The sequence below is a fragment of the Methylobacterium sp. J-068 genome, assembly GCF_022829445.1.
Classification (GTDB): Bacteria; Pseudomonadota; Alphaproteobacteria; order Rhizobiales; family Beijerinckiaceae; genus Methylobacterium.
In genome coordinates this window covers 54,553-74,971 of the sequence record NZ_JAKSXY010000063.1, presented here as the reverse complement: position 1 = coordinate 74,971, position 20,419 = coordinate 54,553, and the positions used below count along the sequence as shown (strand labels likewise).

Here is a 20,419-nt window from a genome sequence, read left to right as displayed (position 1 = left end):
TGGCCCGGGTCGCGCTCTTGGGCCCGACCGCGCGCGCCGCCTTCAGGCGGCGCGCTTCTGGTAATCCTTGATGTCGCTGAAGCGCACCTCCGGCGCGCGCTCCTCCTCGTAGCGTAGCGAGAAGGCGGTGGTGGCCATGAAGACCGGAGCCCCGTCGAGGTCGCTCGCCAGGGCCGAGCCGTGGCTGCCGATGAACTTGTCGAGGTCGGTCTCCTTGTCGGCCGTGATCCAGCGGCAGATCGAGAAGCGGGTCGGCTCGTAGTCGATCGGCAGGCCGTACTCGGCCTGGAGGCGCTCCTTCAGGACGTCGAGCTGCAGGGCGCCGACGACGCCCACGATGGCCTGGGAGCCGTCATGCGGGCGAAACACCTGCACCACGCCCTCCTCGCCCATCTGCTGGAGGGCTTCGCGCAGTTTCTTGGCCTTCATCGCGTCGGTGAGCTTGATCCGGCGCAGGATCTCGGGGGCGAAGCTCGGCACCCCGCGAAACACGATCTCCTCGCCCTCCGTCAGGGTGTCGCCGATGCGCAGGGTGCCGTGGTTCGGGATGCCGACGACATCGCCCGCGAAGGCCTCGTCCGCGATGGCGCGGTCCTGCGCGAAGAAGAATTGCGGGGCCGAGAGCGACATCGGCTTGCCGGTGCGCACGAGCTTGGCCTTCATGCCCCGGTTCAGCCGCCCCGAGCAGACGCGCATGAAGGCGATGCGGTCGCGGTGGTTCGGGTCCATGTTCGCCTGGATCTTGAAGACGAAGCCGGTCATCTTCGGTTCCGTCGGCTCCACGAGGCGCTTGTCGGCGTCCTGGCCGCGCGGCGGGGGCGCGAAGCGGGCGAGCCCGTCGATGAGGTCGCGCACCCCGAAATTGCGTAAGGCGCTGCCGAAGAACACCGGCGTGAGGTGGCCCTCGCGGAAGGCCTCGAGGTCGAAGCGCTTCAGGCCGGTCTCGGCGAGTTCCGCCTCCTCGCGCCAGGTCGCGGCCTCGCCGTTCTCCGTCAGCAGGGTGTCGAACAAGGGATCGTCGATCCCCGTCACCGGCACGGTGCCGGCATCGTCCGCCGCGTCGAGGCGGCGGACCCGGCCGTTGCCGAGGTCGTAGGTGCCGGCGAAGTTCCGGCCCCGGCCGATGGGCCAGGTCACGGGCGCCACGTCCAGCGCCAGCACCTTCTCGATCTCGTCGAGGAGCTCGAACGGGTCGCGGGCCTCGCGGTCGAGCTTGTTCACGAAGGTGACGATGGGAATGTCGCGGAGCCGACAGACCTCGAACAGCTTGCGCGTGCGCGCCTCGATGCCTTTCGCCGCGTCGATCACCATCACGGCCGAATCGACGGCCGTGAGCGTGCGGTAGGTGTCCTCCGAGAAGTCCTCGTGGCCCGGGGTGTCGAGGAGGTTGAAGACGCAGTCGCCGTACTCGAACGTCATCACCGAGGTGACGACGGAGATGCCGCGCTCCTTCTCGATGCCCATCCAGTCCGAGCGCGTCGAGACGCGGTTGCGCTTGGCCTTGACCTCGCCGGCGAGCTGGATGGCGCCGCCGAACAGCAGCAGCTTCTCGGTGAGCGTGGTCTTGCCCGCATCCGGGTGCGAGATGATCGCGAAGGTGCGGCGACGGGCGACCGGATCGGCTTTCGCGTCGGCGGATTTCATCTCAGTTTGCATCAGCATGGCGGGCAAGGCGTTCCAGGTCCCCGCGCGGCGGACGGCGTTCGCGGCGGGGATTCGACGACGGGCGGGCGCGAAGGGGCGGCGCGGTGCTGTTCTGTAGGCGTTTCGGACGCGATGCGCAAAACTCAGCCGCGCCCGAGATAGGGCATGGTGGTCGCGACCACGGTCATGAACTGCACGTTGGCCGAGAGCGGCAGCCCGGCCATGTAGACCACCGCGTCGGCCACGTGGCGCGCCTCCATCACGGGCTCGGGCCGGACGCTGCCGTCGGCCTGCCGGGCGCCGGCGGCGATGCCCGCCGTCATCTCCGTCTCGGCATTGCCGATATCGATCTGCCCGCAGGCGATGTCGTGGGGGCGCCCGTCGAGGGAGGTCGCCTTGGTCAGCCCCGTGATGGCGTGCTTGGTGGCCGCGTAGGGCGCCGAATGCGGGCGCGGCGCCTGGGCGGCGATGGAGCCGTTGTTGATGATGCGGCCCCCGCGCGGGACCTGGGCCTTCATCATCCGGAAGGCGCCTTGCGTGCACAGGAACGCGCCGGTGAGGTTCACGTCCACCGAGCGGCGCCAGTCGTCGAGGGTGACGGCGTCGATCGCCGCGCCCGGCGTGAACACGCCGGCATTGTTGAACAGGAGGTCGAGCCGCCCGAAGCGCGCCGCCACCCGCGCGAACAGGTCCGCCACGGAGGCCGCCTCGGCCACGTCGGTGGCGATGGCTTCCGCCGCGACGCCGCAGCCCCGCGCCTCGGACGCGACCGCCTCCAGCGGCGCGACCCGCCGCCCGGCCAGGGCGAGATTATAGCCCGCCCGCGCCAGCCCGAGCGCCACCACGCGCCCGATCCCCGAGCCCGCCCCCGTCACGATCGCGACCCGACCCGCCATGCCCGTCCCTCCGTTGCGCGGGCGGGAGCATAAAGCGCTCCCACCCCCCGTTGCCAGCGCCCGAGACTGCGTCTAGACAACGCCACGCCAGCGCTTTGGGGCGTCGCCAAGTGGTAAGGCAGCGGTTTTTGGTACCGCCATTCCCAGGTTCGAATCCTGGCGCCCCAGCCAAGTTTTCTTTATGTAACAATGGTATTCCGCTGCGGACATCGCGGCCATGGCGGAACAGACCGTGTTTCTGGGACGCACGAGAGTCGGCACTGGTTTCGGGGCGAATCGAATCCGCGCCTATACCCCGCGCGCCGCAGGCATTCTCTCAAAATGCGTGATGCTCTCGATATGCCATCCCGTTCGGCACGCCATAACCGCCTCTGCTCCACTCGACGTAGCACATGTGCTGGAGGCTTTATGCCCAGATTGGGGCAATGCAAGCCGTGCGCGCCGCAGGCTTTACCGTCCAACTTCGAGGCCTATCTGACCTGTCACTGCCTCGGCCGCAGATGGGGGGCGAGACGCCGAAACGTTGCACGGTGTGAATCAACCACTGAGGCATCTAGGCGCGCAATCTTACCTATGAAAGGTGGCGCATACTTCGGTTCAAGCCGGTGAACGGCACGATTCATGGCCACTGGACGCGACTCCCGTTTGCTCATTGCACGGGATAGGAGTATTGGGATTACAAAATTCATGTTGATAGTGGACCAATCGGCTACGGAGCATTTCCCGCATGCAAAGTTGATTGTCGTTGGCATGTGAAGACGCACAGCAAGATCTGGGATCGCCAAAAGAGCTTTCTTGACGGATCTACATTGGATAAGCTTAAGACTGGGCCTGTCTCATCAGGTGTGGAATAAAAGATTTGCGGTTCCGATTTTTTGAGTTCTTGAACTTTTGGATGGGCATGCTGTCATATATAAATATTCGTGGCGATAATTCATTGCTTATGCTGAGAACTTCTCATGGCACAATGGTCGGCATCGACCCAGTGAGCCGTGTTCTGCGACATGCTGATGTTTCTCAGCTGGTTACGCTGTTTGGAGTCCAGATCCCAACTGGCGATTATGTCTTTGTTGCAGCCGATGGCGGTAGTTTCCATCTAAATCTGGGATACACTTTCCGTAACGCGGCTCTCGTAGCGGCTCGATGCGTGACGGGCGTATCGAACGGTGTTGGCCTGCTCGACAAATTGGTCGAAAAATATTTTATGGCCGACCCAGATGGGCAATTGGTTGTAAATCGCACCGAAATCTTCGGATGGGAAACTTTCGAACTTGTCTCAGTCCCGAAATCCCATATCCCATCAGGTTGCTACGATCGGCTCAATTGCTTTTCGTTTTGGACAAAAGATAATACTAATATAAATTCTAATTTGCGAGATGTGGTTGAGTTAAGTGTAAATTGTCTCAGTAGGAATCAAATACCGCAATTTATATCTAAAATCGAGCTCGATGATCGTTTCCGGGGATGGGGCGATCTTCTTGGCGTGGACGACCCTTGGCTTGGCGCAAGCGAGAACGCTCTCAAAGCCTGGGAAGCGGGCAGCCGTAGCCGATCTGGTCTGGCCGAACGCGATTGGCTTATGCCACCGGAGTACGACTTTTTGAGTCAAGCTGGATCGGAGGGGCAGCTGATATCTGTCGGGCATGCGATTTCGCGTGTCAAGCGAAGCTTGATTGAGCCGAGCCGGAAATGGTGTATTGTAACAACCGTAAGAAATGAGGGCGTCTACCTTGTTGATTGGATAGCGTATCATAAATCGTTGGGGGTTGATACGATATTTGTTTATAGCAATAATAATGATGATGGGTCGGATCGTCTCCTTGAAGCATTGGATGCCGTCGAAGCAATCGTCTGGATGCGAAATGCGGTGCAAGGTGCAGTTTCGCCCCAATATAAGGCTTATGGTCACGCCTTTGGCCTCCTGCCGGACATACTTGATTATGAGTGGGCGCTTCTAATAGATCTCGATGAATACATTATTGTAGACAGTAAAAAATTTGAAAATGTAAGTTCATTTCTTGATTGGGAAATGAGCCTTGGCGCAAATACCATTATGATGACGTGGCAAGTTATTGGCTCGTCACGTCAGGCGCGGTGGGTCGATCTGCCAGTACCTGAGAGATTTGTAGATCGTCAGGCCAGAGAGCCGACGCTCACGAAATGTTTTACGCAGCCTCGGTGGACTTCTCATTCTCATTGCCATTTTCCCTGGTTCAGCCAAGTGTTTACAATGCAATGCTTAGATGCGACTGGGCAAGAAGTAGACGATTTTAATGATGGAAATGTTTCTGCGCCTTCTATCGTCAAGCGAGCAACGCGAAAAGAACCGATCAGTGAAAATGCTTGGATCAATCATTATTGGTACAAATCGGCGGAGGAATTTCTCGCGCGTCGCACGTATGCTGGCGGTGGGGAATCGATTGTAGAACACGGAAATGTCCCGCCGAGTTTTGCTGCTCATTTCGCAGGTCAGGAGTTTGGAGAGATTGATAAAAGCATTTCACATCTTCTGCCTGGAATGTACCACTTTCGTAACCAAATTCTTGCTTCTTCAAAGGTCAAGGATGCACGCGATTACGTAAACTCACGTTATGCCGAAATTCTAGCGCAAAAAATTCGGTCTAACCTTCGATCGGACGATGTTAGCGTTAAGACATTGGCCGAACTCGTAATTAAATCTAATTAATATCCGTTCTGCAGTTGCGGTAAGTGTCAGTAATTATTTTTTCAAATATTAGTTATATTGTTTTATTTTTCGAGTAGAATGCTTTGATTTGGATTTAATGGCGATTTGGTTTGGGATGAGAGGACGGAGGAGGAATCCTCAAGCAGTGGATATCAGCCGGATGTCTTCCGCCTTTCGGCTTACCGCGCCGCTCGAATGATCGCTGCGAAAGCGTGCTGGCGCGAAAATGCGCTGATGGGGTTGAGGCAGGTCGCGATCTGTACGATGCGGCAGTGGCCGTGCCTGACCGGGGACGGTGATGTGACGATCGCAACGCCGTATTCAGGGTGCCGCGGGAGCCACCACGGCGTCGTGCTGGCCGCTCGCCGCCAGCGCTTCGGCGACGAAGCCCGAGGCCTTCATCGTCTCGATGAAGGCGCGCATGTAGGCGGCCGATCCCGCGCGCTCCTTCGGCGTGGCGACGGTCTGCTCGATCACCATGAAGCGGCCGGGCAGTATGCGCAGGCCCGGATGGGTCTTGACGTAGCTTTCCAGGGGCTGGCGCACGGAGGCCAGCACGTCCGGCTTCGCGTCGAGGAACAGCGTCAGGGCATCGGCGGAGGTCGGTGCGTAGATCCGTTCGGCCGCCTGGAGGTGGCGCCCGAGAAAGAGGTCGTAGGCGGTGTTGCGCCCGACGGCGATGCGGATTCCGGCGCGGTCGACCTCGTCGTTCGCGGTCAGGGCGGAGTCCGTGCGGACCAGATAGGCGCCCTCGATGATGACGTAGGGCGGACTGAACGCGATGGTCCGGCCGCGTTCCGGGTCCACCGCCAGGAAGGCCACGTCCCAGGTCCGGGGGCCGCCGAGGGCGGCCACCACGTGGCCGGCCGTGTCGAAGGTCTCGAACGCGACCGGGACGCCGAGGCGCCGGCCCAGTTCGCGGGCGAGGTCGGCCGAGACGCCGGCCGGCGCGCCGTCGGCGCCCCTCTGGGCCAGCACCGGATTGCCGTAATTGATCGCGGCCCGCAGCGTGCCCGTCGGGGCGATCTCGGCGCGGAGCGCGGGTGTCAGGTCGAGGGCCACGGCAACCTCCCCGGAAAGCGAAACCAGCAGGGCGAGCGCCAGCAGGCCGCTCACCGTCCGTCGAGCCCGTGAGCGGGCCGGGCCCGAAAAGCAAGCCCGGACGAGGCGGGTCCACGCATTCCGCATCGCGCGCAATCGGGTTGGGCCATGCGGTCTGGCATCGTATCCTGGCGGGCGGCTGTGCATGTCCGGGCGGCCCCACGACGTCGATCTTCGGGAGAAACGATCCATGAGTGCCCTCCACGCTCCGGCGGACGATGCGGTGTCCGAAGCCGTCGTCATGCGCAAGGTCGGGCTCCGGCTCGTGCCGTTCCTGATCCTCTGCTACTTCATCGCCTATATCGACCGGGTCAATGCCGGATTCGCCGCCCTGACGATGAACAAGGACGTGGGCCTGAGCCAGGCCATGTTCGGCATCGGCGGCGGCCTGTTCTTCGTCGCCTACGTGCTGTTCGAGGTGCCGAGCAACCTCGCCATGGAGCGCTTCGGCGCGCGGGTCTGGATCGCCCGCATCATGATCACCTGGGGGCTCGTCGGCGCCGCCATGGCCTTCGTGACCGGGCCCTACACGTTCTATCTCGGGCGCTTCCTCCTCGGCGCCGCCGAGGCCGGGTTCTTCCCGGGGGTGATCCTCTACCTGACCTACTGGTTCCCCAAGGCCTACCGGGCCCGGATCGTCGCCACCTTCATGGTCGCGATTCCGCTCTCGAGCTTCCTCGGTTCGCCGCTCTCGGCCGCCCTGCTGCAGATGGACGGGCTGGCGACCCTGCGCGGCTGGCAGTGGCTGTTCATCATGGAGGCGATCCCCGCCGTGCTGCTCGGGCTCGCGGCCCTCGTCCTGCTGCCGAGCCGCCCGGCCGACGCGGCCTGGCTCGCGCCGGCCGAACGCGCCTGGCTCTCGGACCGGATCGCCGCCGATCGCGGCGCGGCGAGCCCGGTCGCCGACCACCTGCCCCTGTGGCAGGTCCTCTCCAACAAGTACGTCTGGGCGCTGGCGCTGATCTATTCCGGCAGTTCGGCCACGAGCAACGCGCTGTCGCTCTGGATGCCGCAGATCCTGAAGTCGTTCGGCCTGTCGAACGTCGAGACGGGCTTCCTCAACATGATCCCGTTCGGCATCGCCTCGGTCTTCATGATCGTGTGGGGCCTGCGCGCCGACCGTTCGGGCGAGCGGGTCTGGAGCACCGCCCTGCCGCTGGCCCTGACCGCGACCTGCCTGCTCGCCACGACGCTCACGACCTCCCTGACGGTGACGCTCGTCCTCCTGAGCCTGGTGCTCGTGGGCAATTACGCCATCAAGGGCCCGTTCTGGGCGCTGGCCACCGAGTGGCTCTCGGCCGGAACCGCCGGCGCCGGCATCGCGGGGATCAACACTCTGTCCCATCTCGGGACCGGCGGGGCGACCTGGATGCTCGGGGTGATCAAGGACCGGACCGGCAGTTTCCCCCTCGCCCTGACCCCCCTCGTCGTCCTGACCGCCGCCGGCAGCGTGATGGTCCTCGCCCTCGGCCGGGCGGCCCGCCAGCGCGCCGCCTCATCGCCGGATCGTTCGAGAGCGCCGTCGCAGCCGAGCCCGCGCGGCGCCTGAGCGAGGCAAAACCGTCGTGACGCGATCCGCGCCGCACGGAAGGCGCGGCTCGGAGCTGGGGACGCCGGACGGCGCGCGGGACCAAGCGTCCCGCCTCGGATCAGGTCAGGTGGCGCACCACGGTCCGCTCCATGACGAGTCCGATCGCGAGCGTCGAGCCCGCGATGAGCAGAACGTAGGCATGATCCACCTCGACGCCGAGGGCGGGCTCGTAGGCGACGCGCACCCACTCCACGATCTGCACCATGGGGTTCCACTTCATGATCTCGTAGATCTGGGCGGGCAGCATGTGGGGCAGGAAGAAGATACCACTGCTTATGTACATGCTGATCGTCACCAGGATGTAGCCGAGCTGCCATCCGGGAAAGAACGAGACGATACCGATATTGATGGAGCCAATGCCGATGCCCATGAAGATCGCGGCGCAGTAGCCGCCGATCGCCACGGCCGGCTCCTCCGGGATGGGATCCACACCGAGGCAGGCGAGGATCGCCAGGACGATCACCAGGCCGGTGAAGCCCTTGACGATCTCCACGAGGAGTCGTGCGATCATGAGATCGAAAATCTTGACCTGCGGATAGTAGATCAGCGGGCGATTATTCATGATCGCCTTCATGACCTCGCGCGAGATGTACTGGAAGGTCAGCGCCGGCACGCAGCCCGTGGCGACGAACAGGAGCGGGCTGTCGCCCATCGGCGACGGCATTCCGCGGAATGCCATGATCCCGACGATGAGGAAGATATGGGCGACCGGCCACAGGACGACGACCGCGTAGCCCCAATGCGAGCCGCCGAACCGGGTCCGCATGTCACGCAGGACCAGTGCCCGGATGACATGGGAATAGACATCGAACTTGGTCGGCGTCTCGATGATGTTCTCGGCGGGTGGGGCCATCGGGTGTCGCGATCTCTCAGCGGGTCGGCCGACCATGGCAGAGGATCAAGACGGAAATGGGTCCGTGGCCATGGCCGGGCCGTGGTTGGAGTCACGGCCGGTCGCCTTGGCCTTCGGGGATCGCGCCGGTCGCATCGCGACCGACGTGAAAGAACCGCCGGCTCCGTGCCGGCGGCCCTCGTCACGCCGTCCCGGTCGTCATTGCGGCGCGGGCGCCGGCATCGCGGGCGCGGGTTCCGGCGGGGCGGTGGCCGGCGGGGCAGCGCTCACGACTTCCGTCGACGTCGCCAGTTCCGGGTAGGCCTCGACCACGTGCGCGCCGTTCAGGGGCTTGCTCTGCCCGTTGTGGCAGGTGGTGCAGTTCACCTTGGGCGCGTCGCCGAGCGCGCCGAGCCGGTTCGGCGGGAAGGTCGAGGTCAGCGGCTCGAGGTAGTTGCCGTTGAGGTCCCGCACCATCCGGATGCCGTGCCAGGCGGTGGTCCGCTGCGGCGTGCTCTGCGACCAGTTCGAGATCGCCCGGGTGTTGTGGCAGAAGGTGCAGTTGACCCCGAGCCCCTCCGACATGTGGATCATCAGGCCGTAGGTCTTCTCCGCGTCCTGGATCGGCTTGCCCTTGGTGGTGGGCAGCGCCGTGGTGGCGTTCACCCGGATGGCGTTGTTGTCGATGGACTTGTCGGCGAGGTACTCGGTCAGCGTGTCGTAGGGCAGCGAGGCGAGCCCGACCGAGGGGGCGGCCATGTTCTGCCCGTTGTTGCGGGCGATGAAGCCGCCGGGACGGTTCGGGCCGGGATCGGTGAACCAGATGTTGGCCGGCACCGGCTGGCCGCGATGGCAGGTGTAGCAGGTGACACCGGTGCCGCCGACATGGTTCTCCTTCCACGCGGCGTTGATATGCTGCGTCATCTGCAGCATCCGGCGGGCGACCTTCTTCTGGTAGAGGCCGTCGTCGGCCATGTTCTCGGTGTTGTGGCAGTAGGTGCAGCCCTGCTCGGGGCTGACCCACTCAGTCATCGAGGCCATCAGGCGGTTGAACTCGTTGACGCTGACGTTCTTGAGGACCTGGACGTTCTCGTAGGTGGTGCCGGCGAGCTCCTCGCCGGGCTCGGCCGGATCGGCGGGCGCGGGCGCCAGGTTGGCGTCCTTCTTCTCGGCCACGCCGTCGCGGGTGTGGATCTGCGCCATCGCGGTGCCGCGAAAGCCGTTCTGCTGCGTCACCAGCGGCGGCCGGTCCCAGCCCGAGGTGCCGAACATCGCCACCGTGAGGAAGAACGCCACGGAGGCGCCGAGGATGGTGAAGAAGGTCTTCATGGCGCTCCCCCGGGAATGGTGGTCGGCGAGACGCTCAAGGGGTCGACGACCGGCGGATAGACATGCGGGTAGGACGGGGCGACGCCGTGCTTGACCGCCCAGAGGTACCAGTTGTCGACCACCGTGCCGGTGAGCAGGATGCCGATGCCGCCGGTGAGCGTGGTCAGGACCGCGAACCACCAGGCCCAGCGGTGGACCGATTCCATGGTGGCGTTGAAGCCCATGGTCCAGCGCCAGAACAGGGCGGCGCGCTCGGTGGCGGTGCCGCGATCGACGATCTGGTCGATCTCGCGCTCGCCGCCGAAGCGGCTGACCGCCAGGATGGTGCCCCCATGCATCGCGAAGAGCAGCGTCGATCCGTACAGGAAGACGATCGAGAGCATGTGGAACGGGTTGTAGAACAGGTTGCCGTAGCGCAGCGAGAAGGCGGCGGTCCAGTCGAGGTGCGGGAAGATGCCGAAGGGCACCGCCTCGCTCCAGGACCCCATCAGCACCGGCCGGATGAAGCCCAGCACCAGGAACAGCCAGATCGCGGAGGCGAAGGCCCAGGGCACGTGGTAGCCGAGGCCCAGAGCCTTGGCCCGCCGGAACAGGCGCAGCCACCAGAGCAGCACCGAGGCGGTGAGGAAGAAGCCGGCGATCAGCCACCAGCCGCCCTCGGCCAGCGGCGGCAGGATGCGCAGGCCGTATTGCGGGCGCGGCGGCTCCAGGGCGAGCCAGGGCAGCTGGCGCACGAACTGGACCGGGTCCCAGTTCACGCTCGCCCACATGTTGAGGCCGATGATCTCGAAGGCGATCAGCCCGCAGGCGAAGGAGAGCGCGCCGAGATAGCCGATGTAGATCGGGCCGACCTGCGCGTTGCCGATGAGGCCGAACAGGTAGGAATTGAACGGCGTGCCCCAACGCTTGTCGACGTCGACGGGGATTCCGTGTTCCGGCTTGATCGGCCGGACCTGCACTTCGGAGAAGATGTTCTGGTAATAGGCCATGACGTCACGAGCCCCCCTTTCCCGAAATCCGTGTTGTCCGAAGTTGTCGTTGTCCGAAGTCGTCGTTGTCCGACGTCGCCGTCGTCCGAGGTGCGTGTCGCGCGCGGTCGATCCGGCCTCAGCGCCAGACCGGCAGGTTGAGCCACCAGCCCCACCATTCCGGCCAGCCGCGGGTCCAGAACGGGCCGCTGATGACGATGCAGACCGCGCTCCAGAAGCCCGCCGAGAGGGCCAGGAACAGGCCGAGGCGGTGGATGCCGAGGGTGCCGATCGAGTAGCCGATGGTGTCGCGGAAGAAGGTGTCCTCGTGCTCGGGCGTCTTCACCACCTCGCCCTTGCCGGGATTGGTGGAGGACAGGATCAGCGAGCCGTGGAGCGAGAGCGCCAGCGTGGTGGTGAAGAAGAACGACACCGCCAGCATGTGCGCCGGGTTGTAGTGGAAGTGCAGGTACTGGTAGCCGGTGTTCGAGACCCAATCGAGGTGGGACAGGATGCCGTAGGGGAAGCCGTGGCCCCAGGCGCCCATCAGCAACGGGCGCACCACCACCAGGGTGACGTAGGCCAGGATCGCCACCGAGAAGGCGAAGGGCACGTGGTAGCCGATGCCGAGCTTGCGGCAGATCTCGACCTCGCGCAGGGCCCAGGACGAGAAGGCGCCGACCGCGCAGAAGGTGATGATCTGCCAGAGGCCGCCCTCCTGGAGCGGCGCCAGGGCGAGCCCGTATTTGAGGTCGGGCGGGGCGATGTTGATCTGCCAGATGTTCCAGGTCGGCCCGAGGGCCGCGCCGTAGAGGATCAGGGCCGTGCCCAGCACCGAGAAGAACAGCGTCGTGACGCCGAAGAAGCCGACGTAGAACGGCCCGACCCAGAAATCGAACAGGTCGCCGCCCATCAGGGTGCCGCCGCGGATGCGGTATTTGCGCTCGAAACTCAGCATCGCCATCGCGACCTCCCAGGGCTCATCACGATTCTCGGCGATGGTCGACGGGTGGTGTGTGGCCAGCCCGCCGATCATCCGTGTTGTGCGGTCCGTTGCCGTTCGGTGCCGCGCCGGTCAGGCGGGCATCGTCGGCAGGACCAGGGTCTGCGCGTTGGCGGTGCGCGGCGCCTTGGGGCCTTCCAGCCAGTTGAAGCGGTCGGTGCTGAGCAGGATGAAGTGGATCAGCAGCGCCAGGATGAACAGGAAGGTGAAGAGCGCCACCAGCGTGCGGCGCGGATCGAAGAGAAGCCAGACCTTGTGCATGATGAGGGGGTCCTTCTCAGGAGAGCAGGGAGACGACGCCCTGGGCCGCCGTCTCGAGGGCAGCGTAGCCCTTCGGTCCGGGCAGCCACGGGCGCCACAGCCACACCAGGATGTGGGCGACCACGGCGATCGCCGTGAAGATGATGAAGCTCGTCAAGAAGATCGCGTGGAACTCCTTGGCTTCCGGTTCCGTCAGCCCGGACAGGCTGCTCGGTTTCTCGACAATGCCATTGGCCATCGGTTCAAACCTCCGCTTTGACTGGCCGCGCCCGGATGTCCGGGGGCGGCGGATGTCGCTGAGGCCGCGCGGCGCGGCCTCGGCGGTCCTTCCCGCCGCATGACGGGAGGTCGGTGGGGGCCCGTGCGCCGTGAGCGTCGCCGAGCCCCGTGAGACGAGTTCCGGCCGCACAGTTCGGAAACTGGCGCGGGGTCCCCTCGCCTGGAAGGAGAGGGTGAGGGTGAGGTGTGTGACCCCTCCGGAGATGGCCTGCACCTCACCCCAACCCTCTCCTTCCAGGAGAGGGGGCGCGTTCCGAGTATGAAGACCGAAGTGATCGACCGAATTGCGTGTCAGCCCATGAAGACGAAGGGGATGGCCGAGACCGCCATGGCGCGCGCCTCGGCGAAGACGGAGCGGCGCTGCTGCGGCAGCGCGCTGCGCGCGCCCGGCCACACCCGCTGCGCCACGGCGGCGACGAGGAAGAACGGGTAGGTCAGCCCCAGGATGATCCGGGCCTGGACCTCGTCCTGATGCTGGCGCGACACCGAATTCAGAGAACGTTGCATGGGATGGATCTCCTCGTGGCGTTCCGCGGCGGGACGCATCCGGCGGAGGATGCGTGGGCTCGGTCTCGATCGGCCGGGCGGCGCCGCGCCGCTCCAGCCGGAAAGGGAAACATGCGAAGGAGCCGGGCGCGCGCTCATGCGGCGGCCCCCAAGCTCGTCTCGGCGCGGGCGCGCTCGACGTGGTCGGGGGAGACGCGGGCGCCGCCCTCCCCGCGCGCCGCCCGCTCGGCGGCATCGCGCAGGCGCTTGGCCGCCGAGATGCGCACCAGCACCGGATGGGCCTCGACGAGTTCGTCGAGCCGGGCACGCGCCGCCTCGTCCCACGGCAATTCGCGGTGGAACCGCCCCGGCGTCGCCTCGACGGCATCCATGTCGCGGGCGAGCGGCAGGATGTGGAAGAGCATGTCGAACAGGGCGTTGCAGACCTCCTGGACGAGGTAGGTCGCGCCCGAGAACCCCATGAAGGGCGTGCCGGTGTGGCGCCGGATGATGGCGCCGGGAAACGAGGCGGGCACGAAGATCGCCCGCGCCCCGGCTTCCGCCGCATACATCCGCTCGTTGAACGACCCGAACAGCACCAGCGGCGGATTCTTCGCGATGAGGTCGCGGATGGCGGCGTTGTCGGTCTTGGCGCCGGCCCTGCGGGACTCCGCGAAATGGCAGGGCAGGCCCATCTCGTCCTCGAGGAAGTGCCGGACGCCCCGCGCATAGGTCTCGGACGCCACGATGCCGAAGCTCGCCGTGCCGAAGAAGTCCTGGGTCACGGAGCGCCACAGGTCCCAGACGGGCTTGATGGTGGTGTGCTTCTCGCGCTCGATGAACGGCTCGGGGTCGAGGCCCAGAATCTCGCCCAGCGACCGCAGGAACTTCGTCGTCGAGTGAATACCGATGGGCGCCTGCAGGTAGGGCCGCTCCAGGGCCTCGCAGAGGAGCCGGCCGAACTCGCGGTAGAGGCAGATATTGGCGTCGGCGTTCACGAGCTTGGGCACGTCGGCGAGATGCGAGCCCAGCGGAAACGCGAGATTGACCTCGGCGCCGATGCCCTCGATGAGGCGGCGGATCTCGGCGAGATCCGAGGGCATGTTGAAGGTGCCATAGGCCGGCCCGATGATGTTGACGCGGGGGCGCTCGCCTTCCTTGCGCGCCGGCCGGGCCGGGATGCCCTTCTTGGCGAATTTCCGCGCGCCGTATTCCTGCCAGAGCCAGGCCATGGCCCGGTCGGCGGCCTGCCACTGGTCCTCGTCGATGGTGCGCGGCAGGAAACGCTGGAGGTTGGTGCCCTCCGGGGTGACGCCGCCGCCGATCATCTCGGCGATGGAGCCGGTGACGACGACGCTGGGCTGGCCCGGATCGAGGGTCGCGTGCGCCCGCTTCATCGCGGCTTCCGTGCCGTGGCGGCCGAGCTCTTCCTCCGCGAGGCCCGTGACCACGATGGGCAATTCGTGCGGCGGCAGGGCGTCGGTGTAGTGCAGCACCGAGGTGACGGGCAGGTTCTCGCAGCCGACGGGGCCGTCGATGACCACCTGAAGGCCCTTGATGGCGGTGAAGACGTAGACGGCGCCCCAGTAGCCGCCGGCCCGGTCGTGATCGAGGACGAGCATCAGGCCATCTCCCCGATCGGATCGTGCGCGGGCTTGCCCCGGGGGGCGCTGGCCACGGCCTTGCGCAGCTGTGGGACGTCTTCCCAGATGCCGGCGGCGTGGCCCTCGCCGACCCCGGCGAAGAAGTCCCGCATGGTGTCGAAGCGGTGCCGGTTGCCGATGGCCGCGTTGATGACCTTGGCCAGCGACCCGGCGCCCGCGACGCCCATGAGGGGGCGGGCCGAGATGAGATTGGTGAAGTAGAGCGCCGGGATCGCCAGGGCTTTCGCCTTCTGCACCACCGGGGTGGTGCCGATGGCGAGATCCGGCCGGAATTCGAGGAGGGCTGCGAGATCGTCCTCCAGGGAGGCGCGGAACCGGACCGTGACGCCGCGGGCCTCGAGCCAGTCCCGGTCGGCCTCGGCATAGGGGGTTCGCGGGCAGGCGGTGCCGACGTAGCGCAGATCGGCGCCGCTCTCGACGAGGAGGCGGCCGACGAGCAGCTCCGAGCCTTCGTAGCCCGACAGGGTGATGCGGCCCTTGATCGGCGTCGCCGCCAGCGCCCCCCGGATCATCGGCAGCATCCGGTTCTTCGTGGTTTCCACGAGGGTGCGGGGGACGGCGCAGGCCTCGCCGATCCGGTCGAGCCAGTCGGCGGTGCCGTCGTGGCCGACGGGCGCCGAGCCGACGATGGGCCGACCCGCCGCCTCGAACTCGCGGATCGAGGCGGTGTAGAACGGGTGGATCGCCGCCACGGCCGCGCCGTCGAGCGCCGCGTAGAGTTCGCGCCATTCGCGGGTGGGCACGACGGGACCGGCGGCGAGCCCGAGGGGTTCGAGGAGGCCGCCGATCACCACGGGGTCGGCGGGGAACATCTCGCCGAGCAGCGTCACCGTGGGCCGCTCGGAGCGGCCGGCGCGGGGCGCCTGCACCGGCCCTTGCTCGACCTCCGTGCGGGCGAATTTCAGCATGGCGCCGGCCAGAACGTCCTTGGCCTCGGCATGGGTCGGCACCCCGAAGCCCGGCACGTCGATGCCGATGATGCGCACCCCGTCGATCTGCTTGGGCAGGAGCCGCAGGGGCACGCCGGAGGCGGTCGGCACGCACAGGTTGATCACCACGACGGCATCGTAATCGGCGGGTTTGGCGACATCGAACACCGCTTCGCGGATGTCCTCGAACAGCTTGCCGGTGACCAGGGTCTCGGAGTTGAACGGCACGTAGCCGACGCTCCGCTTCGCCCCGTAGAAATGCGAGGTGAAGGTCAGGCCGTAGACGCAGCAGGCCGAGCCCGAGAGGATCGTCGCCGTGCGGCGCATGCGCAGGCCGACGCGCAGGGAGCCGAAGGCCGGACACATGCTCTGCGGCTGGTCGTGCGGACCTTTCGGATAGTCCCTGGCATACTGGTCGAGGGTCTCGCTCATGCCGGCGGCTTTGGCGGCCGCCGTCATCGCGTCCTTGCCGGCATGGCAGCCGAGGCCGTCGCCCTTGGCGGCGGCGAGGTTCACCACCTCGGCCGGAACGGCCGGGGCCGCCAGGGTCGAGGCCGGGCGCTCCTTACGGGCGCGCAGATCGGCGATGTCGAGGGTGACGGCCATGCGCGTCAGACCTCGTCGTAGACGACTTCGAGGGACGGCTTCACGACCTGGGCCGTGCCGCACATGTCCTCGAAGGTGGCGGGCACCAGGGTGACGCCCCGGCCCACGGCCTCGCCCTTGAACAGGCCGAGCAGACCGTCCTGGGAGAGCGGCGTCGGATGGTTGGCCGCCGCGTCGTGGACGTTCTGCGCGAGGTCGGCGAACAGCGAGCCCCAGGGACTCTCGGGCCGGCCGATGATCTCGTAGTTCGCGCTCTTCTTGCGGATGTCGTCGTCGGCCGGGATCGAGGCCAGGATCGGGATGCCGACGGCAGCCGCGAAGGCCTGGGCCTCGCCGGTGCCGTCGTCCTTGTTGATGACGAGGCCGCCGACCCCGACGTTGCCGCCGAGCTTGCGGAAGTATTCCACCGCCGAGCAGACGTTGTTGGCGACGTAGAGCGACTGCAGGTCGTTGGAGCCGACGACGATGACCTTCTGGCACATGTCGCGGGCGATCGGCAGGCCGAAGCCGCCGCAGACCACGTCGCCGAGGAAGTCGAGCAGCACGTAGTCGAAGCCCCATTCGTGGAAGCCGAGCTTCTCCAGCAACTCGAAGCCGTGGATGATGCCGCGCCCGCCGCAGCCGCGCCCGACTTCCGGGCCGCCGAGTTCCATGGCGTAGACGCCGTCGCGCTTGAAGCAGACGTCGCCGATGGCGACCTGTTCACCGGCGAGCTTCTTCTTGGTCGAGGTCTCGATGATGGTCGGGCAGGCGCGGCCGCCGAACAGGAGCGAGGTGGTGTCGCTCTTCGGGTCGCAGCCGATGAGCAGGACCTTCTTGCCCTGCTGGGCCATCATGTAGCTGAGGTTGGCCAGCGTGAACGACTTGCCGATGCCGCCCTTGCCGTAGATCGCGATGATCTGCGTCGCCTTGGTGGCGGCCACGGGCACGGGGTCCGGCTCGATGCCGGCCTCGGCGCGCAGGGCCTCGGATGCTTTCAGGGCGGCGCCGTTCAGCTGCATGTTCATGCGGCACTCCAATCCAGGATCATCTTCAGGCATCCGGCATCGCCGAAGGCCGTGCGATAGGCGTGCGCCGCGTGCCCGGCCGGGCGTCGGTGCGTGATCAGGCCGTCGAGGGAGAGGTGGTCGGTCGCGATCAGCGCCAGGGTCGCGGCGAGATCCTCCGACCGCCACTGCGCGGCGACCCGGATGCGGGCCTCGCGCAGGAAGGCGGGGGCGAAGTCGAAGGCGAGCCGGGCCTCGTAGAAGCCCGCCAGCACCACCTCGCCGCCGGGCCGGAGATGCCGGATCGCGGTGTCGAGGATCGTCGCGTCGCCGCTGACATCCAGGATGGTGACGTAGGCGCCCCGGACCTCGTCGAGGGGTGCGCGGACCGTGTAGCCCTCGGCCTCCCGGCGCGCCGGGTCGGTCTCCCAGACCTCCGGCGTGCCGCCGAGCGCGCAGGCGATCCGGGCGACGAGTCGCCCGAGCACGCCGTGGCCGACGACGAGGAGGGGTTGGGTGAGGTCGAGCCCCGCCAGAGCGTGGTGGGCGGTGGCGGCGAGCGCGATGAGGGTGCCGCGCTCCGCCATGTCCGGATCGATGGGGACGAGGCGGGCGCCGGCGCTGACGAGGTGCGAGGCCGCCCCGCCGAAGAGGCCGCGCACGGGGCCGAAGCAGCGGGCGCCGGGGACGAACACGGTCTGCCCCGCCCGAAGCCCGGATTCGGCACCGGCCTCGACCACTTCGCCGACCGACTCGTAGCCGGGGACCAGCGGGTAGCCCATGCCCGGAAAATCCGGCATCCGGCCGGACCAGAGCAGGCGCTCCGTGCCCGTGCTGATGCCGCTCCAGCGGATGGCGACGACGGCATCCGCCGGGGTCGGCGCGTCGAGGGTCAGGGCATCGAGGCTGATCTCGCCGGGGCGATGAAGGATGACGGCCTGCGCGTCCATCGTGCCCGTCCTCCCCCTGTCCCGGCGATTCGATCCGCTTGGTTCCGGATCCGATGTGTCATCCTAGATAGACACTTTAGAACGTCAAGCATAACTTACGGATGCCCGCATCGAATTCCGCGCGACTGTCCAGTCAGGTTGACACCAGAACGCGCGTCAGCAGGGGCCGGCGGGTCCGCATCTCCCGCACCGTCGTGAAGCCCGCCTCGTGGAGCAGCCCCGTCAGCTCGGCCACCGTCCGGCAGCGCCCGCTCCCCATGGCGAGGAGGTAGAGCCCGAAATACGCGTCCGTGATCGGCGCTGCGCCGCGCGTGCCGCTCATCGGCTCGGCGATGATGAGCGCGGCGTGTTGCGGGAGCGCCGCCCGGGCGGCGCGAAGAATGTCGCGAGCGGCCGCGTCGTCGTGATCGTGTAGCACGCGCACCAGGGAGATCGCGTCGGCGCCCGCCGGCAGGGGGTCGCGCAGAAAGCTGCCGCCGAACGTCCGGACGCGCGCCCCGAGGCCCTCGGCCGTCAGGTGGGCCTCGGCCCGCGCCGCCACCGCCGGAAGGTCGAACAGCCGGAGTTGCAGCGACGGCGCCGCGCGGCCCGCCGCCGCCAGGAAGGCGCCCTCCCCGCCGCCGACATCCATCAGGCAGCGGTGCCGGTGAAGGGGATAGGCCTCGAGGATGTCCTCGGCGATCAGCGCCTGGGAGGCCGCCATCAGGGCGCCGTAGGGGGCCACGGCCTCCGATTCGAGGGCCGCGCCCTCGCCCGTCGCGTAGGGCCAGTAGCCGGCGAGCCGGGTCGGTCTCGCCTCCCCGCGCAGCAGCGCCACGGGATCGCGCAGGTCGTCGTAGAGCAGGGCGTGATGCTCCACCATCCGGCCGATGGCGGGGTTCCCGATCAGCGCCGCGCCGAGATCCGCCAGGGCGAAGCTGCCGTCGGGAAGCGGCGCGATCAGGTCGAGGGAGGCGGCCGCCCGCAGGAGGCGCAGCGCCGCCTCGGGGCCGAGGCCCATCCGCGCCGCCAGCGTCTCGGCCGGCACCGGCCCGTTCGCCAAGTGGTTGAAAAGATTGAGACGCAGGCAGGCGAACAGCGTCTGCGAATAGGTGAAGCCGGCGCACAGATCGAAGAGCGCCCGGGTGTTCGCCCGCGCGATGCGGCGCGTCAGGGGAAATCCGGCGGCCCAGCGCTGGAAGCGCGGATCGGCCACGGTCCGCGCCCGGAAGGCGCGCCAGCGCGCCCGCCAGCCGCGCGCCGGGAGCGGCCCGTGCGTGCCGATCGCGCCGCCGCGCGTCACCTCAGGCCAGTTCCCGCGCGAGGCTCGCCGGCAGGAACAGCCGCGTCTGCGCCTCGATCTCGGCCCGCAGGGTCTCGGCGCCGGGACAGGCGGGAATCACCTCGACCGCCTCGCGCACGAGGCGCTTCAGCCGCGCCAGCGCGCCGCTCATCCCCAGCAGGGCGGCGGCGTTCGGCCGGCCCAGGGTCGAATCGCGGCCGACCGGCTTGCCGACCTCCTCCTGCCGGCAGGCGACGTCGCGCAGGTCGTCGGCCACCTGGTAGGCTTCGCCGAGACACTCCCCGAGGAGGCGCCAGGGCAGCGACGGGGCGCCCGCCGCCGCCGCTCCCGTCACCGTGGCGGCGGCGAACAGCGCGCCGGTCTTGGCCTGCTGGTACTCGGTGAGCGCCACGTTCGGCTCCGATTCCCAGGCCTGACCGGCGGCGATGCCGGCCGGCGACCCGGCCGCCCGCGCGACCAGCCCGACCAGGGAGGCGAGGCGCTTGGGACTGCGTGCCGCCCCGCGCGCCAGGGTCTCGAAGGCCGAGACGATGAGGGCGTCGCCGCAGAGGACCGCCAGGGGCTCGCCGAAGGCGGCATGGACCGAGGGCTGGCCGCGCCGCAGGGGCGCGTCGTCGAAGCAGGGCAGGTCGTCATGCACCAGGGAGGCGCAGTGCAGAAGTTCGATCGCCGCCGCCGCCGCGTCGGAGGCCGCCGGATCGTCGTCCCCGCAGGCCCGCGCCACCGAGAGGCAGAGGCGCGGACGGATGCGATGGCCGCCGGGAAAGACCGCGTAGCGCAGGGCCTCGGCAAGCCGTGGAGGCGCCCCCGGCGCTTCCAGATGTGCGACGGCGGCGTCCAGCGCCTGCTCGATTCGGCAGTTCGCGTCCATATGGCCGTCCCTCCATCGTCACGTGTTGATTGTCGTGCAAAGTGTCAGTATTGAT

At 67.1% G+C, this 20,419-nt stretch carries 18 protein-coding genes and 1 tRNA gene; 3 read left to right on the top strand and 16 right to left on the bottom strand.

Annotated features, from left to right (window positions below; translation table 11 throughout):
- Positions 1-42 precede the first annotated feature (42 nt).
- Complete coding sequence (locus MKK54_RS08805; protein WP_244010415.1) at positions 43-1,662, bottom strand: peptide chain release factor 3; 1,620 nt, start codon at positions 1,660-1,662, stop codon at positions 43-45.
- A 125-nt stretch (positions 1,663-1,787) separates the two neighbouring features.
- Entirely contained in the window at positions 1,788-2,540 is a 753-nt protein-coding gene (locus MKK54_RS08800) for an SDR family oxidoreductase (protein WP_244010414.1), read from the bottom strand.
- 96 nt (positions 2,541-2,636) lie between these two features.
- Here MKK54_RS08800 and MKK54_RS08795 point away from each other — a divergent pair.
- A tRNA-Gln gene (locus MKK54_RS08795) sits at positions 2,637-2,711 on the top strand.
- A 724-nt stretch (positions 2,712-3,435) separates the two neighbouring features.
- Positions 3,436-5,226: a glycosyltransferase family 2 protein gene (locus tag MKK54_RS08790; protein ID WP_244010413.1), complete on the top strand. Its 1,791-nt coding sequence runs from the start codon at positions 3,436-3,438 to the stop codon at positions 5,224-5,226.
- 321 nt (positions 5,227-5,547) lie between these two features.
- On the opposite strand, the gene MKK54_RS08785 is transcribed toward MKK54_RS08790, so the two are convergent.
- Positions 5,548-6,342, bottom strand: coding sequence for a transporter substrate-binding domain-containing protein (locus MKK54_RS08785; RefSeq protein WP_244010412.1), 795 nt, complete (start codon positions 6,340-6,342; stop codon positions 5,548-5,550).
- Positions 6,343-6,517: 175 nt separating this feature from the next.
- On the opposite strand from MKK54_RS08785, the gene MKK54_RS08780 reads away from it, so the two are divergent.
- Complete coding sequence (locus tag MKK54_RS08780; protein WP_244010411.1) at positions 6,518-7,876, top strand: MFS transporter; 1,359 nt, start codon at positions 6,518-6,520, stop codon at positions 7,874-7,876.
- Positions 7,877-7,976: 100 nt separating this feature from the next.
- Here MKK54_RS08780 and MKK54_RS08775 read toward each other — a convergent pair whose 3' ends face one another.
- The 13 genes from MKK54_RS08775 to MKK54_RS08715 all read right to left on the bottom strand — a co-directional run bounded on the left by MKK54_RS08775 (position 7,977) and on the right by MKK54_RS08715 (position 20,364).
- Positions 7,977-8,771, bottom strand: coding sequence for an ABC transporter permease (locus tag MKK54_RS08775; RefSeq protein WP_244010410.1), 795 nt, complete (start codon positions 8,769-8,771; stop codon positions 7,977-7,979).
- A 198-nt stretch (positions 8,772-8,969) separates the two neighbouring features.
- Positions 8,970-10,079, bottom strand: coding sequence for a photosynthetic reaction center cytochrome PufC (pufC, locus tag MKK54_RS08770; RefSeq protein ID WP_244010409.1), 1,110 nt, complete (start codon positions 10,077-10,079; stop codon positions 8,970-8,972).
- A complete protein-coding gene (pufM, locus tag MKK54_RS08765) occupies positions 10,076-11,068 on the bottom strand; it encodes a photosynthetic reaction center subunit M (RefSeq protein WP_244010408.1) in 993 nt (330 codons plus the stop codon). Before pufM ends, pufC begins: the two co-directional genes overlap by 4 nt.
- Positions 11,069-11,186: 118 nt before the next feature.
- Entirely contained in the window at positions 11,187-12,011 is an 825-nt protein-coding gene (gene pufL / locus MKK54_RS08760; protein ID WP_244010407.1) for a photosynthetic reaction center subunit L, read from the bottom strand.
- Positions 12,012-12,122: 111 nt separating this feature from the next.
- A complete protein-coding gene (gene pufA, locus MKK54_RS08755; RefSeq protein ID WP_244010406.1) occupies positions 12,123-12,311 on the bottom strand; it encodes a light-harvesting antenna LH1, alpha subunit in 189 nt (62 codons plus the stop codon).
- A 16-nt stretch (positions 12,312-12,327) separates the two neighbouring features.
- Complete coding sequence (gene pufB / locus MKK54_RS08750; protein WP_055956020.1) at positions 12,328-12,549, bottom strand: light-harvesting antenna LH1, beta subunit; 222 nt, start codon at positions 12,547-12,549, stop codon at positions 12,328-12,330.
- 332 nt (positions 12,550-12,881) lie between these two features.
- On the bottom strand, positions 12,882-13,097 hold the full coding sequence (locus MKK54_RS08745) for a hypothetical protein (protein WP_244010405.1): 216 nt from the start codon (positions 13,095-13,097) through the stop codon (positions 12,882-12,884).
- A 134-nt stretch (positions 13,098-13,231) separates the two neighbouring features.
- Complete coding sequence (gene bchZ, locus MKK54_RS08740; RefSeq protein ID WP_244010404.1) at positions 13,232-14,698, bottom strand: chlorophyllide a reductase subunit Z; 1,467 nt, start codon at positions 14,696-14,698, stop codon at positions 13,232-13,234.
- Positions 14,698-16,275, bottom strand: coding sequence for a chlorophyllide a reductase subunit Y (gene bchY / locus MKK54_RS08735; protein WP_244010403.1), 1,578 nt, complete (start codon positions 16,273-16,275; stop codon positions 14,698-14,700). The genes bchZ and bchY overlap by 1 nt, the downstream gene beginning before the upstream one ends.
- 5 nt (positions 16,276-16,280) lie before the next feature.
- Positions 16,281-17,282: a chlorophyllide a reductase iron protein subunit X gene (locus MKK54_RS08730; RefSeq protein WP_244010402.1), complete on the bottom strand. Its 1,002-nt coding sequence runs from the start codon at positions 17,280-17,282 to the stop codon at positions 16,281-16,283.
- On the bottom strand, positions 17,279-18,211 hold the full coding sequence (gene bchC, locus MKK54_RS08725) for a chlorophyll synthesis pathway protein BchC (protein WP_244010401.1): 933 nt from the start codon (positions 18,209-18,211) through the stop codon (positions 17,279-17,281). The genes MKK54_RS08730 and bchC overlap by 4 nt, the downstream gene beginning before the upstream one ends.
- Positions 18,212-18,344: 133 nt before the next feature.
- Entirely contained in the window at positions 18,345-19,493 is a 1,149-nt protein-coding gene (locus tag MKK54_RS08720) for a methyltransferase (RefSeq protein WP_409564151.1), read from the bottom strand.
- A gap of 1 nt (position 19,494) precedes the next feature.
- Positions 19,495-20,364, bottom strand: a complete 870-nt coding sequence (locus MKK54_RS08715; protein WP_244010400.1) for a polyprenyl synthetase family protein — start codon at positions 20,362-20,364, stop codon at positions 19,495-19,497.
- Positions 20,365-20,419: the final 55 nt, after the last annotated feature.

Bases quoted from the DNA above. Each gene is read 5' to 3' on its own strand.
- MKK54_RS08805 (WP_244010415.1), bottom strand. From the start codon at position 1,662: ATGCTGATGCAAACTGAGATGAAATCCGCCGACGCGAAAGCCGATCCG.
- MKK54_RS08800 (WP_244010414.1), bottom strand. From the start codon at position 2,540: ATGGCGGGTCGGGTCGCGATCGTGACGGGGGCGGGCTCGGGGATCGGG.
- MKK54_RS08790 (WP_244010413.1), top strand. From the start codon at position 3,436: ATGGGCATGCTGTCATATATAAATATTCGTGGCGATAATTCATTGCTT.
- MKK54_RS08780 (WP_244010411.1), top strand. From the start codon at position 6,518: ATGAGTGCCCTCCACGCTCCGGCGGACGATGCGGTGTCCGAAGCCGTC.
- MKK54_RS08775 (WP_244010410.1), bottom strand. From the start codon at position 8,771: ATGGCCCCACCCGCCGAGAACATCATCGAGACGCCGACCAAGTTCGAT.
- pufC (WP_244010409.1), bottom strand. From the start codon at position 10,079: ATGAAGACCTTCTTCACCATCCTCGGCGCCTCCGTGGCGTTCTTCCTC.
- pufM (WP_244010408.1), bottom strand. From the start codon at position 11,068: ATGGCCTATTACCAGAACATCTTCTCCGAAGTGCAGGTCCGGCCGATC.
- pufL (WP_244010407.1), bottom strand. From the start codon at position 12,011: ATGGCGATGCTGAGTTTCGAGCGCAAATACCGCATCCGCGGCGGCACC.
- pufA (WP_244010406.1), bottom strand. From the start codon at position 12,311: ATGCACAAGGTCTGGCTTCTCTTCGATCCGCGCCGCACGCTGGTGGCG.
- pufB (WP_055956020.1), bottom strand. From the start codon at position 12,549: ATGGCCAATGGCATTGTCGAGAAACCGAGCAGCCTGTCCGGGCTGACG.
- MKK54_RS08745 (WP_244010405.1), bottom strand. From the start codon at position 13,097: ATGCAACGTTCTCTGAATTCGGTGTCGCGCCAGCATCAGGACGAGGTC.
- bchZ (WP_244010404.1), bottom strand. From the start codon at position 14,698: ATGCTCGTCCTCGATCACGACCGGGCCGGCGGCTACTGGGGCGCCGTC.
- bchY (WP_244010403.1), bottom strand. From the start codon at position 16,275: ATGGCCGTCACCCTCGACATCGCCGATCTGCGCGCCCGTAAGGAGCGC.
- MKK54_RS08730 (WP_244010402.1), bottom strand. From the start codon at position 17,282: ATGAACATGCAGCTGAACGGCGCCGCCCTGAAAGCATCCGAGGCCCTG.
- bchC (WP_244010401.1), bottom strand. From the start codon at position 18,211: ATGGACGCGCAGGCCGTCATCCTTCATCGCCCCGGCGAGATCAGCCTC.
- MKK54_RS08715 (WP_244010400.1), bottom strand. From the start codon at position 20,364: ATGGACGCGAACTGCCGAATCGAGCAGGCGCTGGACGCCGCCGTCGCA.